The sequence below is a fragment of the Mycobacterium shunyiense genome, assembly GCF_058270035.1.
This window is the reverse complement of record NZ_JBZDPT010000034.1, coordinates 165734-181422: the sequence shown is the minus strand read 5'-3', so window position 1 is coordinate 181422 and position 15689 is coordinate 165734. Positions and strand designations below refer to the sequence as shown.

The window sequence follows — 15689 nt, the reverse complement described above, 5'->3', positions numbered from 1 at the left end:
TTCACCAAATGGTAGGACCATCACAGCAACTTCTTGAGTATTGCCACAGTCTCGAGGTCGGCCAAGGCTGCCACGCCCCGCCTGGCTCCTTCTATTGCGATACCTTCATCCTGCATACCGCCGAGTCCGGCGGTGATGACCGGTGCGGCGTAGGCGTAGATCGCACCGAGCCGGTAGCGCTCCCACAGGTCATCGTGACCCAGCGTCGGTCCGCCCGCCGCGGCGAGTGCGCGTCGGTACTCTTCGAGCAGGTCGCGTTCGGCAGCCTGCCGGTCGGCCGTGGTCATGCAGGTGACCAGCGTGTAGGCCAGCTCTCGGCCCGGATGGCCGCGGCGCACGGCCTGCCAGTCGAGCAGGCCCGCTTCGCCGTCGCGGAAGAACAGGTTGCCCGGATGCGCGTCACCGTGCATCACGGTGTGTGGTGGCCGGTCCAGTAGTTGGGCCGCCGCGCGATAGTTCTCGTCGATGAACCGGCCGTCGGCCACCGGTATGTCGGTGCTCTCGGCCAGCCGTTTCGTCGACAGCTTGAGCAGGGAACCGGTCATCAGCGAGGTGTGGTCCCCGGACGCGGAATACAGCCAGCCCAGCGGCCCGGTGCCGGTTCTGGCCGGCAGCCGCCCCCAGAACGAAGCGTGGACCCGGGCCAGGAGCTCGACGGTCTGCGCGGCGCGGTCCTTGTCCAGTGGATGCAGGGTGTCGGTGAACTCGCATGGGCTGAGCGTCAGGTCTTCCAATGCCAGTACGTACCGCCCGGTCAGGGCATCGAAGGCGGCGCCGTAGGCGCGGGGCACTCCGGGCAGGCCGTCGGCCAGTTGTTGGTAGAAGCGCACCTCGGTGTGCCCCAGCCGGCCCAGCTCGCCCATCATCCGGGTGGCCGCGGTTTCGGCGGGCATCTTGACGAAGACCGATTCCGGCGCGTCGACTCCCGTCAGTGCCAGTCGCGCCCGCGACGACGTGCCGGCGTCACCGCCGATGATCGATACCGATTCGATCCTGCGCCCGGTGAGCTGCGACAGGTAGGCCGGGTGGAGGTCGCCGATGCGGCGGGGCATTGCACGCATTCGGCTGACGGCCGCGTCGGTTGCGATACGTTGCACGCCATGGCCGATATGTGCGGCCAAGCCGGCGACAGGGACGAGGCGGCGGGCCGGTGTGAGCATTGGCCAAGTTTACAAATCTCAATCAGATTGTAAAGCATTTTCGGAAGGAGCGTTGATGGCGGGTCCGATGGAGGGTTTTCGGGTCATCGAGTTGGGCGTGTGGGTCGCCGCGCCGGCCGCCGGAGCGATCCTCGCCGACTGGGGCGCCGACGTCATCAAGATCGAACCGCCCTCGGGTGATCCGGCGCGAACCTTCGGTCGGATGCTCGGCCTCGATCCGGACCTGGGCGTGGCGGCCAACCCGCCCTTCGAGATGGACAACCGGTCCAAGCGCAGCATCGTCCTCGACCTCGCCACCACCGAGGGACGTGATAACGCACGGGAATTGCTTTCTACCGCAGACGTTTTCCTGACAAATGTGCGCCCGGCAGCGTTGCACCGGCTCGAACTCGACTTCGAGACCGTCGCGGCGCGCAATCCACGTCTGGTGTACGGGTTGGTCACCGGTTATGGCCTGACCGGGCCGGAGGCGGATCGGGCGGCCTACGACGTCGCCGCGTTCTGGGCGCGCGCCGGTGTGGCCGATCTGCTCACCCGCCCCGGCGACACTCCGCCGTTTCAGCGCGGCGGCATGGGGGACCACTCCGCCGGAATGACGCTGGCGGCCGCGGTGTGCGCCGCGCTGCTCGCCAGAAACCGCACGGGCACAGGCCAATTGGTCAGCACCTCGCTGTACCGGCAGGGTGCCTACACCGTCAGCTTCGATCTCAACACCGTGCTGATGAGCGGTGAACAGATCGCGATCGGTCAACGCGAGGCAATGGCCAACCCGTGTATGAACAACTACGCCGCCGGTGACGGGAAGCGCTTCTGGATCGTCGGGCTGCAGGGGGACCGGCACTGGCCCGCACTGTGCCGGGTGGTGGCTCGCGAGGACTGGCTGACCGACACCCGGTTCGCCACGGCGCGGGACCGGTACCGCAACGCCCGCGAGCTGATCGCCGAGTTGGACACCATCTTCGCTGCCCATCCGATGGACCACTGGGCCCCGCTCTTCGATGGCGAGCCCGATTTCTTCTGGTCGCCGATCAACAGCCTCGACGACGTCATCGCCGACGAGCAGTTCCACGCTGCCGGTGGCATCGTCGAAGTGCCCGACGGCATGTCGACCGTGCCGATGGTGGCCAGCCCCGCCGACTTCTCGGCCACGCCGTGGCAGCCACGCATGGTTGCCCCGACCCTCGGGGCGCACACCGACGAGATCCTGGCCGAGCTACGGGGCGGTCAGGATCGGTGAGCGTTGATGCCCGCGAGCAGTTCATCGAGCTGCTCGCGGGTGACCTTGCCCGCCGAGAACCCGACCATCCGACCGACCGGCACTGATTCCAGCATCCGCAGCAGGTCGCTGCCGAGCGCGGAATCGGCAGCACCGAACGGGGATGCACTACCCAGCGCCGTCAGGATGGTCTGCGCTGCCGTGGGGTCGGCGAGCAGTTCGCCCAGCGTCGACTCCCGGGTGAACGGCCGCGCCGGCTCGTCGCCGGCGACGGTCACCGTCGCGCTCAGCCGGATGTCTCGGCTTGATGCCCCCACCGACACCTCATATCCGCCGGATTCCACGACCCAGCGGGCGGCATCCGTGCTCCAGTACGCGAGATCGGTTCGGTCGACGGCGATTTCGACCGTCTGTCGGCGCCCTGGTTCGAGGGTGACCGAAGCGAATCCGGCCAACCAACGCGCCGGCCTGCCGACGCGGGAGCCGGGTAGCCCGGCGTAGGCCTGCACCACGTCCCGGCCCGGTCGATCTCCGGTATTGGTGACCGTCACACGCACGGTCACACCGGCACCGGTAGCCTCCAGCTCGAGATCCGAGTACGTGAAGCAGGTGTAGGACAAGCCGTGGCCGAACGGGAATGCCACCGGTAGATCCCGCGTGTCATACCAGCGGTAGCCGACGAACATCCGCTCCCCGTAGACGGTGTGACCCGATTCGGACGGAAAGTTGAGATAGGCCGGAGAATCCTGCAGCCGCAGCGGCACCGTCTCGGCCAACCGGCCCGAGGGGTTCGCAACGCCGAACACCACGTCGGCGAGCGCGCCGCCGCCGGCCTGCCCGAGCAGCGCCCCGTCCATGACCGCCGGGGCCAGATCGGCGACGGTGTCGAGGCGTACCACGCCACCATGGGCCAGTACCACCACCGTGCGCGGCTGGACCTCGACGACGGCACGCAACAGGTCGAGTTGTTCGGGCGGCAGATCGATGTGCTCGCGGTCGTAGCCCTCGGATTCCTCTTCGGCGGTGAGCCCGAGGAATACGATTGCGGTTTCCGCAGATTCAGCGGCCGCGGCTGCAGCCGCGACGTCGGTTCCGGAGGAGTAGCTGACCGGATGGTCGCCCGCCAGCCTGCGGATCTCGTCCAACGGAATGTCGACGCGGGACGGGTTCACATGGGAACTGCCGCCACCCTGATATCTGGGCTCCTGGGCGAACCGGCCGATGACCGCAAGGGTTGACGGCGCCAGCGGCAGCAGATCATCGTCGTTCTTCAACAACACGATGGCTCGGGTGGCCGCCTCGCGGGCCAGCTCGTGGTGGGCATTGACATCGAATGATGTTGCAGCGGGGGGTGTCCGGGTGACGCGGCGCGACAGGTCGGCCACCCGTGCGGCGGCCCGTGCGACGGCAGCCGCGTCCAACTCGCCGGCGCGGACCGCGCGCACCACCTCGGCATCGGAGCTGCCACCGGTCGCCGGCATCTCCAGGTCCAGGCCCGCGGCCACCGCCGCGACCCGGTCGGACACCGCGCCCCAGTCGCTGACCACCACGCCGTCGAAACCCCATTCGTCACGCAGGACCGTGGTCAGCAGCCAGGTGTTCTCCGAGGCATAGACGCCGTTGATCCGGTTATAGGAGCACATCACGGTCCAGGGTCGGGCCTGGCGCACCACGATCTCGAACGTCCGCAGGTAGATCTCACGTAACGTGCGGACGTCGACGTCGGAGCTGGCACGCATGCGATCGTGCTCGGCGTTGTTGGCCGCGAAGTGTTTCAGCGACGCGCCGACACCACGGCTTTGTACGCCGCGCACCCAGGCCGCCCCGAGCGTGCCGGACAGGAGCGGGTCTTCGGAGTAGTACTCGAAGTTGCGCCCGCACCGTGGGTCGCGCTTGATGTTGACTCCGGGGCCGAGCAGCACGTGGACGCCCAGCGCACGGCTTTCGTCGCCGAGAGCCTGACCGATCCGTTCCACCAGTTCGGGATCCCAGGTCTGGCTGAGCCCGACCGCGGGCGGAAAACAGGTCGCCGGCTCACTGCCGGAGATGCCCAGATGATCTGTCGCACTGCCGGATTGACGGCGAACGCCGTGCGGTCCGTCGGTGAGCATGATGGCCGGCACCGTGCCGATTGCTTTGGTGGTCCAGAAGCTCGCGCCGCTGCCCAGCGCGGCCTGGTCGGTCAGGTCGAGCCCGGCGATGGCATCAATGGAGTCGGTCACCGCCGCCAGCGTAGCGCCGGATGCGGCTCGCCCAGGTCAATGCGGGTGTCGGACGCCGGCGGCATGGCGCAGCTGTGCGAGGAAATCGTCGGCGTCATCGCTGCGAACCAGGTAGTGACAGACCGCAACCCGCACTGCGGTGGCCGCGGCGATGTCGGCGTCGGGCCCGGTGGTCAGTCGCTGCAGGCGCTCCCGCATCAGCGGGATGACCTGGGTGAGGCGTTTGATGACCTGTTCGGGCTCGATATCGACCATACGCAGACCCGGGTAGGACTGCTGGTACTCGACCACCGTGCGCAGGGCGGCATCCAGGTGCTCGCCCTCGGGCAGATCGGCGGAGGCCTGTGCCACCGCCTGTTCGTAATACTTGCGCTCCCACACGACGAACGCGTCGAGCAGCTCCTGTTTGGAGGCGAACCAGCGGTAGAGCGTGGGCCGGGACACCCCGGCCTGCATCGCCACCTCGGACAGACTGAGCTTGGTCATCCCGTTGGCCCCGAGCACCTCGGCGGTCGCGGCCAGGATCCGCCCTCGGGTACTGCTCTCGTCGTCGAGGGACGATATTTCCGCCATGCCCACAGCTTTACAAACTATCGACGAACTGTCACGCTAATTCGTGGCGCGACACTGTGGTCGGACGCCGTGCAGGGAGGGAATACCGTGACAGTTGCCAGCTCACCGCAGGCACGCGAATACAGCCCATTCGACATCACGTCGCACGACTTCTGGAGCCGGCCGTTCGCGAAGCGCGACGAGACTTTCGCTCGGTTGCGTGCCGCTGACGGCCTGAGCTGGCATCAGCCGCTGTCGACACTCTTCGACGTCGAAGAGCCGGGTTTCTGGGCGATCACCCGCCGCGCCGACATCCAGTTCGTGAGCCAGCATCCTGAGTTGTTCACCTCCACAAAGGGTGTGGCGCTGGATCCGATGCCGGCCGACGTGCAGAAGTTCGCCACCTTCTTCCTGATGATGGATCCGCCCGAGCACACCACGTATCGCCGCCTGATCAGCTCGGCGTTCACCCCGCGGAACGTGCGCAAGATCGAGGAGCAGATTCACCGCAACGCGGTTTCCGTCGTCGACGAACTGATCGGCGCCGGCGACGTCGATTTCGTCGAGGCGTGCTCGGCGCAGCTACCGATGCGGACGATCTCCGACATGCTCGGTGTGCCCACCGCCGATCAGCCCGCATTGGCCAAGGCGGCCGAAAAGCTCTTCAGCATGAGCGACGACGAGTACTCGTCTCTCGAGGAGCGGGCGATGGCCACCATCAACGAGATCATGCTGATCTCGAACACCGGGGTCGAGCTGGCCAAGTTCCGGCGGGCCAACCCCGGCGACGACCTGATGACCAGCATCGTCAACGCCGAGGTCGACGGCCACCGGCTCACCGACGAGGAAATCGGCGCCTTCCTGATCCTGCTGGCCTCGGCCGGCAACGACACCACCAAGCAGACCACCACCCACGCGATGATGGCACTGGCCGCAAATCCGGACCAGAAGGATTGGCTGCTGGAGGATTTCGACAACCGGATCGGTCTGGCCACCGAGGAATTCGTTCGGTGGGCCACCCCGGTGATCCAGTTCGCGCGGCATGCCACCGAGGACGTCGAACTGGCCGGCCAGCAGATCAGGGCCGGTGACAAGGTGGGCCTGTTCTACTGTTCGGGCAACCGGGACGAGTCGGTGTTCACCGAGCCCGGCCGTTTCGACCTCAGTCGTTCGCCCAATCCGCAGGTCGGTTTCGGTGGTGGCGGCCCGCACTTCTGCCTGGGTAATCAGCTGGCCAAGACCGAGTTGCGACATCTGTTCCGTGAGTTGCTGACTCGGCTCAAGGCCGTCGAGTTCGGTGAGCCCGAACTGCTGTACAGCAGTTTCGTGCACGGCATCAAGCGCGTGCCCGCGCACATCGCGTAGGTCGCGGCCATGCGCGTGGAAGTCGATCTGGGCAAGTGCACCGGGCACGGCATCTGCGAATCGATCGCCGAGGACGTGTTCGAGGTTTCCGACGAGGGCATGGTGCACATCCACGGCGACGACCACCCCGAGAGCGACCGGGAACGATTGCAGCAGGCCGTGACTCAGTGTCCGGCTGGGGCTCTGCGGATGCAGGGCTGAATCACGTCGACCGGCCAGCTATGTGCACGATCTTCCGGAATTCGTGTCATAACTGGCCATTGGGCGACTGAATCGTCAGCCCAGCGACACAAGTAACCGGCTCGGCCCGCGCACCGTGTAGTTGGTGCCGTAGTCCAGTGGACCGGCCAACTGCCAGTCACCCACGGTGCCGATCAGTTCCTCGAGGAAGATCTGGGCCTCCAGACGAGCCAAGTTCATCCCGAGACAACTGTGCAGGCCGAACGCGAATCCCAGGTGCGACAGCTTGCGCCTGGTGACGTCGAAGTCGTCGGGGTGCTCCCAGCGTCGCGGATCGCGATTGGCCGCGCCCAGGAGCAGGGTGATCCGTTCACCGTCGGCCATGGCAACGTCACCGACGGTCACGCCGTCACCGACCACATCGCGGAAGATGGAGTGCGACACCGTTTCCAGGCGGTGCACCTCTTCCACCGCGTCCAGCGCCAGAGTGTGATCTGCCTGTAGGGCTCGGCGCTGATCCGGATGTGTGGCCAGCGTCGCGACGATCTGAGCGAGCAGCTTGGCGGTGGTCTCGTTGCCGGCGAACACCAATTGGGTGTTGCTGGCGACGATCTCCTGCTCGGTCATGTGCTCACACGCGTATTCGTGGGCGACCATCGTCCCGATCAGATCCCAGCTGTCGTCGGCGGGGCAGCCGCGGCGGGGCAACTGCTCACGAATGTAGGAATTCAGTTGGGCGGTTGCGTGTTTCCCGGCTGCGATCAAGTCAGCTCCGTGCTCGTTCGGCATGCTGTAGCCCTCGGCGGAAGCGCCCATCGCGTCGCTCCACACGGTGAACTGGCCGACCATCTCCGGTTCCACGCCGAGCATGTGCGCGATCACCTCCGTCGGGATGCCACGGGTGAGTTCCGAGACCACCTCGACGGTTTCGCCATCACGCAATCTGGCGGCGACCGGCTCCAGCCTGGACCGGACGATTTCGGTGATCACCGGGCGCAGTCGTGCCAAGGCCCTGGGGCGGAAATCGCCGGACCAGATCGACCGGATCTGATCATGGTGCGGACCGTCGTAGAACTCCATCGTCGGCCCGCCGAACACCGCGGCGTGCTCCACCTGACCGCGTTCGGAGCCGAACCGTGAAGGTGCGCTGAGGATCTGCTTGACCAGGTCGAATTCGCCGACCATCCAGCGGTTGATCCGCTCGTTGAAGACGATTCCGCCCAGATCCCGGATCTCGCGGTAACGCTCCCACGGCTCGGCGACGAACGCCGGGTCGGTGGTGTCGAACGACAGCAGCGGAGAATGGGTGGCGACCATAGCTGCCATGTTGACAATTGTGTGCAATTCTGTAAAGCATGAGTTTCAAAGACCTCGGCCGGGAACTGTCCAACTGGGGCCGCTGGGGGCCGGACGACCAGATCGGCACCCTCAACCTCGTCGAGCCCCGTCATGTGCAGGCCGCGGCCCGTGAAGTCCGTTCGGGCAAGGTGTTTCAGCTGAGTATCCCGGTGGGCAAGGACGGTCCCCAGAGCGGTATCGGCGGCCGGCTCAACCCGGTTCACCTGATGTCGATGCAGCCCGACGACTGGGAGCCACACGGTCTGCAGGTTGCTGACGACTGGATCATCATGCCGTTGCAGTCCGGCACTCAGTGGGACGCCCTGTCGCACGTCGCCTACGACGACAAGCTGTACAACGGCTACTCGACCGACCAGGTCCGCACCCGTGCCGGCGCCCGTCAGTTGGCTGTCGACGCCTTCACCGACAAGATCGCCGGGCGCGGGGTGCTGCTCGACATCGCCCGGTTACACGGAGTGGACTGGCTCGAAGGCGGTACCGCGATCACCCCGGCCGATCTCGAAGCGGCCGAACAGGCGCAGAGCGTGACGGTCGGCGAGGCCGACTTCCTGCTGGTGCGCACCGGGTGGCGGGGCAGGCTGCTGGCGCAGGGCCGCGACGACTGGATGTCCACCGAGCCGGGCCTTGGCATCGACTGTGCGCGCTGGTTGCATGACCGTGGCGTCGCGGCGGTGGGCAGCGACAACTGGGCCATCGAGGTGATCCCCAGCGAGACAGGGGAGACGCTGCCGCTGCACTGCATCCTGATCCGCGACATGGGCATGCCGCTGGCCGAGATCCTCGATCTCGACGAGCTGGCCGCCGACTGTGCTGCTGACGGCCTGTGGAGTTTCCTGTTCGTGGCGCCGCCGCTGCACATCAGCAACGCGGTCGGCTCACCCGTCACGCCCATCGCGATCAAATGAGCCCGGCCTTTCAGTACCGGTTGCGCACACCGACCCCGTTGGTCACGGTCGAGGACTATCGGGACGTGGCGCGCCGGGTACTGCCGAAAATGGTGTGGGCCTACCTCGACGGCGGGGCCGAAGACGAGCGCACGTTGCGCGCCAATCGCAACGCCTTTGCGAACTGGTCACTGCGCCAACGGGTCCTGGCCGGTCACTCCGAGGCTGACCTGGGTGTGACGATCGACGGGCAGCGACTCGAGCTGCCAGTGGTGCTGGCCCCCACGGGACTCACCGGCCTCGCGCACTGGTCGGGTGAACTGGCCGCCGCGCAAGCCGCCGAACGTGTCGGAACCCGTCTGACGCTGTCCACGGCGTCGTCGTACTCCATCGAGGAAGTCGCGGCGGGAACCTCGGCCGACCACTGGTTCCAGCTGTATCCATGGGGCGACGGCCCGTTCTCGGATTCGATGCTCAGCCGGGCTCGTGACGCCGGGTATCGCATCCTGGTGGTGACGGTCGACGTTCCCGTGCAGGGCAACCGGACGGGGGAGCGGCGCACCGGCATGGGGCACCCGCCGATCCTCACTCCGCGCCGGATCGCCGACGCCGCGATCCGGCCGCACTGGTGGTACGGGCTGCTGCGACACCAGCGGATGACGATGCGCAGTCTCACCCATACCGCCGGAGCGAAAGGGGCGGTGGAATCCGTCAGCATCCAAAATCGCCGGATGCGGCCGGATCTCAGCTGGCGTGACGTCGCCGCGCTCCGCGAGCGCTGGGACGGGCCGTTCCTCGTCAAAGGCGTGCTGGAACCCGGCGATGCGGTGCGCGCGATCGATGACGTGGGCGCCACCGGGGTGGTGGTGTCCAATCATGGTGGGCGCCAACTCAATGGCGCGATCGCGTCGGTCGACGCGTTGCCCGACATCGCGGACGCGGTCGGCGGCCGCGCCACCGTGCTGCTGGACAGCGGCGTGCGAACCGGTAGCGACATCGTGACGGCGCTGGCTCTCGGCGCCGACGCCGTACTGATCGGCCGGCCCTACCTCTACGGACTGGCCGTTGCCGGTGGCGCGGGGGTGGGCGCAGTGCTCGACATTCTGGCTGCCGAGATCCGGTCGACGCTGACGCTGATGGGCGTGGCGAGCGTCGCCGACCTGACCCGTGACGTTCTTCGGCGAGCAGACGCGTAGGTACCCAAAAAGCGCTATTGACGGGTACTTGAGTGTCTGCTCGCGCTAGGAACGCTTGGGCGGACGCGGCCGCACCAGCACCGACTGTTGGATCGCGCCGACCGCACCGCTCTGGTCGAACAGCGTCCCGACCGTGGTGCCGATACCGTCGGGCCCATAGTTGGTGTCAGCACGGATGCCGATCCACTCGCCGTCCGGCACTCGGTGGATGTGCACGACCAGATCGGTATTGAGGAACGTCCACTTTCGGATGTCGATCTTGGAGCCGATTCCGTTGGCGTCATCGGCCACCGCGAACAGCCGCTGCAACGGCGTCATCGGCTCACCCTTGACCACGTCGACCGTCGGCTTGAGCCAGGACTCACCGGGCCCGGGTGCCTGCGGCACCGTCAGCCAGCGCCAGTCCACGCTGTGCACGTAGTTGGGCTCCCAGTTCTTGGCCATGTCGCGGCTGCGGGCCTGCTCGAGCGGTGGTAGCGGCTCGACCCCGGTGTGCGCGACCGCGGTGGTGTCCAGCCGCAACATCCGCCAACCGCTGGCCCGGGCCACCACCCGGGGATCACCATCGGGCCCGGTCGCCAGCATTTCGGCGCTGACCAGTTCGATCTGCTTGCCCGGTCGCTCCAGCTGCGCACGTACCCACAGATCACCCTCGGAGGGCACGCCGCCCATCAGATCGATCGCCACCCGGCTCAACCGGGTTTCGGCACGGTGCTCACACACTTCCAGCGCCCGCACCAGCAACGCCGATACCGGGGCACCGTGCTGGATCGCCGCCGACCAGGTGCCGCGCGCCATGTCGGTCGCGCGAAATTTCGCTCCGATCGGATCGTTCTCGTCGATCAGCTCGTAGTAAGAGTCAGACATGTCTACCTGTCGTCAGTGGTGGTGATGTGAGTCGTGATCGCCCGGAGCGGGCGTTTCGACCATCAGCGCGTCGACCCGCGACAGTTTGGTGCCGATCAGTCGCTCCGGATAGGCGTCGGTGGTGGTGACCAGAAACAGCGTGCGTCCCTCGACACCGCCGAGGGCGCACGCGATCGCGGTACGTCCGTCGGTTTCGATTCGATGCGTGATGGCCGATCCGCCGGGCGCGATGCGCTGGAACTCGTGGGCCAACGTCAATGCCGCCCACACCCCGCCCTCGACGTCGATCGCGAGACCGTCGGGAGGGCCGTCGAGCCCCTCGGCGAACACCCGCCGATCGGTGAGGCCGCCGTCGGCGCCGATGGCGAACGCGCTCAGTCGTCGTGCGGTGGACTCCGCGACGATCAGGGTGGCGCCGTCCGGGGTGATCACCATGCCGTTGGGGAAGTCGAGATGTTCGGCGACGACAGCCGTGGTGCCGTCGGGGTCGATGCGCACGATCACCCCATCCGTACGGGCCTGCGATCCGACATAGGCCCGGCCGTGCTCATCGACCACCATGTCACCGAGGGCGGCGGGGACCAGGTCGGTCAGATCGGACAGAAGTTCGACTGCGTCGCCGTCGTAGCGCAGCACCTGGCGGCGCTCGGTCGACACGATCAGCAGGGTGCCGTCGGGCCGAAAACCCAACCCGGACGGGGAATGTCCGGGGACAGGCAGCGTGGTCATGGAGCCTGCCAGCGTGACCGTGTGCACGGCCTCGCCCAACATGTCGGAAAACCAGAGCAGACCCTCGAACCAGCGCGGGCCTTCACCAAAACAGAAACCCTGTGCCAGTTCGGTTGTCCCGGTTTGGTCGGTTCCCGCCGTCATGTTCCCGCACCTTTACAAAACACGCCTCAAGTGTCACGCTCGCAGGGTGTCACTGTCAACCACCGGAGCGTCGTGATGAAGAAGTTCTACGGCCACACGCTGCTGTACTTGCACGAGACCATCGACCTTGGGTCCGGTCGAACCGATCGGTTCACAGAAATCTTCGGTGAGGTCTATCAGCCGATGATGGAGGACCTCGGAGCCCGGCTGTTCTCGATCTGGGAAACCACGGCCTACAACGGGCACTGGCCGCAGGTGACGATCATCTGGGAGATCGACGCATTCGCCGACTACGCCCGGATCGGCAAGGCGCAGGCGGTCGGCGGCAGCCACGAGAAGCCCGCACTGCAGTGGGCGTCCTACCTGTCCGAGATCGGGGCCCGTGGTGAGGGCCGAATCATGTACGCCGGCAAGTACAACCGGACACTCGCACAGTTGCGAGAGGCGAACTTCGGTGCCGGCCTGGTGATCCAGGAGATCATGGAGACCAAGCCCGGACGTCAGGACGACTACATCCGGGAACTCGAGCGGCTGTATGTGCCGTGGTCGGAAAGCACCGGCAAACGTTGGCTGGGTTCGTTCATCACCACCTTCCGGTTCAACGAGGTGATCCACTACTGGGCACTCGACGACGACTGGGACTGCTTCGAGAACCACTACCCGTCGTGGAAGGGCAATCCGCCCGCGGAGATCGTCACCTGGATGAGCGTGGCGCCCGCGCTTCGCGACGGCTGGGAAGATTCCATTCTTTCAGCCCTGCCGCCGTCGCCGCTGAAGTAGGACTGCCGTGAATCAGCCCGTGCTGCAGGATTTCACCTACGATCCGTTCGATCCGGACGTGATGGCCAACCCGCTGCCGTACTACCGGATCCTGCGCGACGAGTACCCGGTGTACTACATCGACAAATGGGACACCTACGCGCTGTCCCGGTTCGACGACATCTGGAACATGCTCGGACTCAACGACGGGACCTTCGTCGCCTCGGAGGGGACCCTGCCGGCCGCGAACGTGCTGGCGAACCGCAACGACGGCCCGGTCCCCGATCCGCCGCTTCATCCCATGCCCTTCCACGCCAACTTCGATTCCCCGCTCTACGAGAATGTGCGGCGGTGCACCTCGGCGCAGTTTCGGCCGCGGTCGGCGGCCAAGCTGGCCGAGAGGATCCGGACGTTGGCCAACGAGCGCCTGGACGAGTTGCTGCCACGCGGCACCTTCGACCTCACGCAGGATTACGGTGGCATCGTCGCCGCCGCGATGGTGTGCGAGTTCGTCGGACTGCCAGTCGATCTCGCGCCGGAGGTGCTGGCCACGGTCAACGCGGGCAGCCTCGCGCAACCCGGGGAGGGGGTGGAGGTGGGCAACGCCCGCCCCGGCTACCTGTCCTACCTCACCCCGATCATCGAGCGGCGGCGCGCAGCCGGTCACGACGGCAGCGTGCCGATCGCCGATGCCCTGATCGACTTCCGGCTGCCGGATGGATCGGCGTTCGGGGACATGGAAGCCGCTGTGCAGATGCTCGGCGTGTTCATCGGCGGCACCGAGACGGTTCCGAAGATCACTGCGACCGGGCTGTGGCAATTGCTCCGGCACCCCGACCAGTTGGCCGCGGTACGTTCCGATCTGGACGCCAACGTGCCGGTCGCCCGCGAGGAGATCATCCGGCACAGCGCCCCGGCGCAGTGGTTCGCCCGGACGGTGCGGCGGCCGTACACCGTTCACGGCACCACCATCAATCCCGGGCAACGGGTCATCACACTGCTGGCGTCGGCCGCCCGAGACGAACGGGAGTACGAAAATCCGGACGATTTCGTGTGGAACCGGCCCATCGAACGGCTGTTGTCGTTCGGCCACGGGCAGCATTTCTGCCTCGGCGTACACGTGGCCCGGCTGGAGATCACCATCATGATCCAGGAATTCCTCAAGCGCGTGCCTGATTACCGCATCGACGAGGCCTCGGCATCCCGGCCGCCGTCGAGTTTCCAGTGGGGCTGGAACAACATTCCCGTGGAGGTGTGACGTGTGGTCGTATCGACTCGTCGCTCCATTTACGTTCGAGCGGCAAGAGGTTTCAGAACCATCGCCGGAATCTTTGGCCGACGGCCAGGTACTACTCGACTTCCTGGCCGCCGGTATCTGTGGCAGCGATCTCCCGGGATTCCGTGGAACCCAAGGCAAGCTGCCGGGGGACACCGGATGCTGCGCGGCGGAGATGAACGGCTTCCCCATCCACGAGATCGTGGGCGAGGTACTGGCCAGCCGCCATCCGGACCACCGGCCGGGCGAGCGGGTGGTGGGGTGGGCGTCGGGTTTCGACGGTCTGATGGGCCGCGTGATCGCCGACGGAGCCGGGCTGGTCTCCTACGATCCAGCGCTGACGCCGGAACAGGCCGTCGGCCTGCAGCCGCTGGCGTGTGTCCTCTACGCCGTCGAACAACTGCCGGTTCTGGAAGGCCGTCACGTCGCGATAATCGGACAGGGCTCGATCGGCTTGTTGTTCTCCTATGTGGCAAAGGCTTTCGGTGCCGCACGGGTTACCGGGGTGGATCCGGTGGATCGTTCTTCGGTGAGCGCCCAGTTCGGGGTTGACGACGCGGTCCGGGCCACCAGTGACCGTTGGGTCCGACATCTGGAACACGCGGACAAGCCCGATGTCGTCATCGAGGCGGTCGGGCACCAGGTCGCCACGCTCAACCACGCGTTGGAAGCCGCCGCGTTCGGGGGCACGGTGTTCTACTTCGGGGTGCCCGACGACGACAGCTATCCGATCAGCATGCGCACGATGTTGCGGAACAACCTCACCCTGAAATCTGGTGTGACACTGGACCGTCAGCGCGTGCTGCGCCGGGCCGACGAGTTTGCCAGGGAGCATCCCGACCTCTTGCCCAGCTACGTGACCCACACTTTCGGCTCGGACGATGTGCAGGCGGCATTCGAACTGGCCTGTCGTCCGGTGCCCGGGCGCGTCAAGATTGCGATCACCCGATGAACCCCAGTCGCCTGCAGGACGCGTTGGCATCCAACTCCCAGGTCTGGGGTGGATGGGTGGTCGGGCCGACGATCCTCGGGCCCGAGGAGTTCGCCGCGGCGGGATACCACTACGTCGGATTCGACGTTCAGCATGGGTATCTCGACGATGCGGACGTGGCGCTGCTGTTGCGGCGCCTGGAGCACGTGCCGATCGCCACCGCCGTGCGCCTGCCCTCGGCCGATCCCGCACCGATCGGCCGGGTGCTCGACGCCGGCGCTGACGCGGTGATCATCGCGATGGTGGAATCGGCCGAGCAGGCCGCCTCGGCGGTGGCGGCTACGCGATATGCGCCCGCCGGGATACGCAGCTTCGGGCCGTTGCGTGCTGGTCTGGGACACGACACCGCAGCGCTGGAAGCCCGGGTGAGTGTGTTCGCGATGATCGAGACCGCGCGGGGTCTGGCTGCTGCCGACGAGATCTGCGCGGTGCCCGGCCTCACCGGGATCTACGTCGGCCCGGCTGATCTGGCCATCTCGATGGGTTACCAACTGTCCGATGCCTGGACGCATCCCGAGGTGCGGGCGGCGATGGTCGCGATCCGGACTGCCGCCCATGCGGCCGGACTGGTCTCCGGGATCCATGCCGGCGCAGGAAAACTCGGAAAGGCCATGGCCGACTTGGGGTTCCAGATGATCACGCTGGCCTCGGAATCGCAGGCGCTGCGCCGGGGTGCCACCGAACACCTCAACGAGGCAACAGGAAATACCGACGGTCCGTCTGCCCCCGCGCAAGCCGCGACCGGCACCGAACGAGGAGGCTACAACTGAACGCAGGACCACAGCCCGG

The 15689-nt window shown here is 66.6% G+C and carries 15 protein-coding genes; 9 read left to right on the top strand and 6 right to left on the bottom strand.

Features of this window, described 5'->3' with window-relative positions; all coding sequences use genetic code 11:
* Nucleotides 1–20: 20 nt before the first annotated feature.
* The gene (locus tag AC4ELS_RS20925; protein ID WP_499049074.1) at nt 21–1160 is read right to left on the bottom strand and encodes a phosphotransferase; all 1140 of its coding nucleotides are present in this window, start codon (nt 1158–1160) and stop codon (nt 21–23) included.
* Nucleotides 1161–1215: 55 nt separating this feature from the next.
* Here AC4ELS_RS20925 and AC4ELS_RS20920 point away from each other — a divergent pair, with 55 nt between their 5' ends.
* Complete coding sequence (locus AC4ELS_RS20920) at nt 1216–2397, top strand: CoA transferase (protein ID WP_499049071.1); 1182 nt, start codon at nt 1216–1218, stop codon at nt 2395–2397.
* Here AC4ELS_RS20920 and AC4ELS_RS20915 read toward each other — a convergent pair.
* Together AC4ELS_RS20915 and AC4ELS_RS20910 are read right to left on the bottom strand one after the other, a co-directional pair.
* Nucleotides 2385–4598, bottom strand: coding sequence for a glycoside hydrolase family 3 C-terminal domain-containing protein (locus AC4ELS_RS20915; protein ID WP_499049068.1), 2214 nt, complete (start codon nt 4596–4598; stop codon nt 2385–2387). The genes AC4ELS_RS20920 and AC4ELS_RS20915 overlap by 13 nt on opposite strands.
* A 36-nt stretch (nt 4599–4634) precedes the next feature.
* Complete coding sequence (locus AC4ELS_RS20910; RefSeq protein WP_499049065.1) at nt 4635–5171, bottom strand: TetR/AcrR family transcriptional regulator; 537 nt, start codon at nt 5169–5171, stop codon at nt 4635–4637.
* Nucleotides 5172–5258: 87 nt separating this feature from the next.
* Here AC4ELS_RS20910 and AC4ELS_RS20905 point away from each other — a divergent pair, with 87 nt between their 5' ends.
* Nucleotides 5259–6515: a cytochrome P450 gene (locus tag AC4ELS_RS20905; RefSeq protein WP_064886935.1), complete on the top strand. Its 1257-nt coding sequence runs from the start codon at nt 5259–5261 to the stop codon at nt 6513–6515.
* A gap of 9 nt (nt 6516–6524) precedes the next feature.
* Nucleotides 6525–6716, top strand: coding sequence for a ferredoxin (locus AC4ELS_RS20900; protein ID WP_064959915.1), 192 nt, complete (start codon nt 6525–6527; stop codon nt 6714–6716).
* Between the two features lie 75 nt (nt 6717–6791).
* On the opposite strand, the gene AC4ELS_RS20895 is transcribed toward AC4ELS_RS20900, so the two are convergent.
* Nucleotides 6792–8021 (bottom strand): cytochrome P450, encoded by a 1230-nt coding sequence (locus tag AC4ELS_RS20895; RefSeq protein ID WP_499049060.1) that lies wholly within the window; start codon nt 8019–8021, stop codon nt 6792–6794.
* A 29-nt stretch (nt 8022–8050) separates the two neighbouring features.
* Here AC4ELS_RS20895 and AC4ELS_RS20890 point away from each other — a divergent pair, with 29 nt between their 5' ends.
* Both AC4ELS_RS20890 and AC4ELS_RS20885 read left to right on the top strand, forming a co-directional pair.
* Nucleotides 8051–8959: a cyclase family protein gene (locus tag AC4ELS_RS20890; RefSeq protein WP_064959917.1), complete on the top strand. Its 909-nt coding sequence runs from the start codon at nt 8051–8053 to the stop codon at nt 8957–8959.
* Nucleotides 8956–10134, top strand: a complete 1179-nt coding sequence (locus AC4ELS_RS20885) for an alpha-hydroxy acid oxidase (protein WP_499049058.1) — start codon at nt 8956–8958, stop codon at nt 10132–10134. Before AC4ELS_RS20890 ends, AC4ELS_RS20885 begins: the two co-directional genes overlap by 4 nt.
* Nucleotides 10135–10179: 45 nt before the next feature.
* Here AC4ELS_RS20885 and AC4ELS_RS20880 read toward each other — a convergent pair whose 3' ends face one another.
* Nucleotides 10180–11001: a thioesterase family protein gene (locus tag AC4ELS_RS20880; RefSeq protein WP_064959919.1), complete on the bottom strand. Its 822-nt coding sequence runs from the start codon at nt 10999–11001 to the stop codon at nt 10180–10182.
* Nucleotides 11002–11013: 12 nt separating this feature from the next.
* Nucleotides 11014–11874, bottom strand: coding sequence for an SMP-30/gluconolactonase/LRE family protein (locus AC4ELS_RS20875; RefSeq protein ID WP_064886929.1), 861 nt, complete (start codon nt 11872–11874; stop codon nt 11014–11016).
* Nucleotides 11875–11949: 75 nt separating this feature from the next.
* Between AC4ELS_RS20875 and AC4ELS_RS20870 the strand changes: the two genes are divergently transcribed.
* From AC4ELS_RS20870 to AC4ELS_RS20855, 4 genes are all read left to right on the top strand, one after another.
* On the top strand, nt 11950–12654 hold the full coding sequence (locus AC4ELS_RS20870) for an NIPSNAP family protein (RefSeq protein ID WP_499049056.1): 705 nt from the start codon (nt 11950–11952) through the stop codon (nt 12652–12654).
* A gap of 61 nt (nt 12655–12715) precedes the next feature.
* Nucleotides 12716–13891: a cytochrome P450 gene (locus AC4ELS_RS20865; protein ID WP_463806102.1), complete on the top strand. Its 1176-nt coding sequence runs from the start codon at nt 12716–12718 to the stop codon at nt 13889–13891.
* Between the two features lies 1 nt (nt 13892).
* Nucleotides 13893–14861: a zinc-binding dehydrogenase gene (locus AC4ELS_RS20860; protein ID WP_448446752.1), complete on the top strand. Its 969-nt coding sequence runs from the start codon at nt 13893–13895 to the stop codon at nt 14859–14861.
* Nucleotides 14858–15670, top strand: coding sequence for an HpcH/HpaI aldolase family protein (locus AC4ELS_RS20855; RefSeq protein ID WP_064886926.1), 813 nt, complete (start codon nt 14858–14860; stop codon nt 15668–15670). The genes AC4ELS_RS20860 and AC4ELS_RS20855 overlap by 4 nt, the downstream gene beginning before the upstream one ends.
* Nucleotides 15671–15689: the final 19 nt, after the last annotated feature.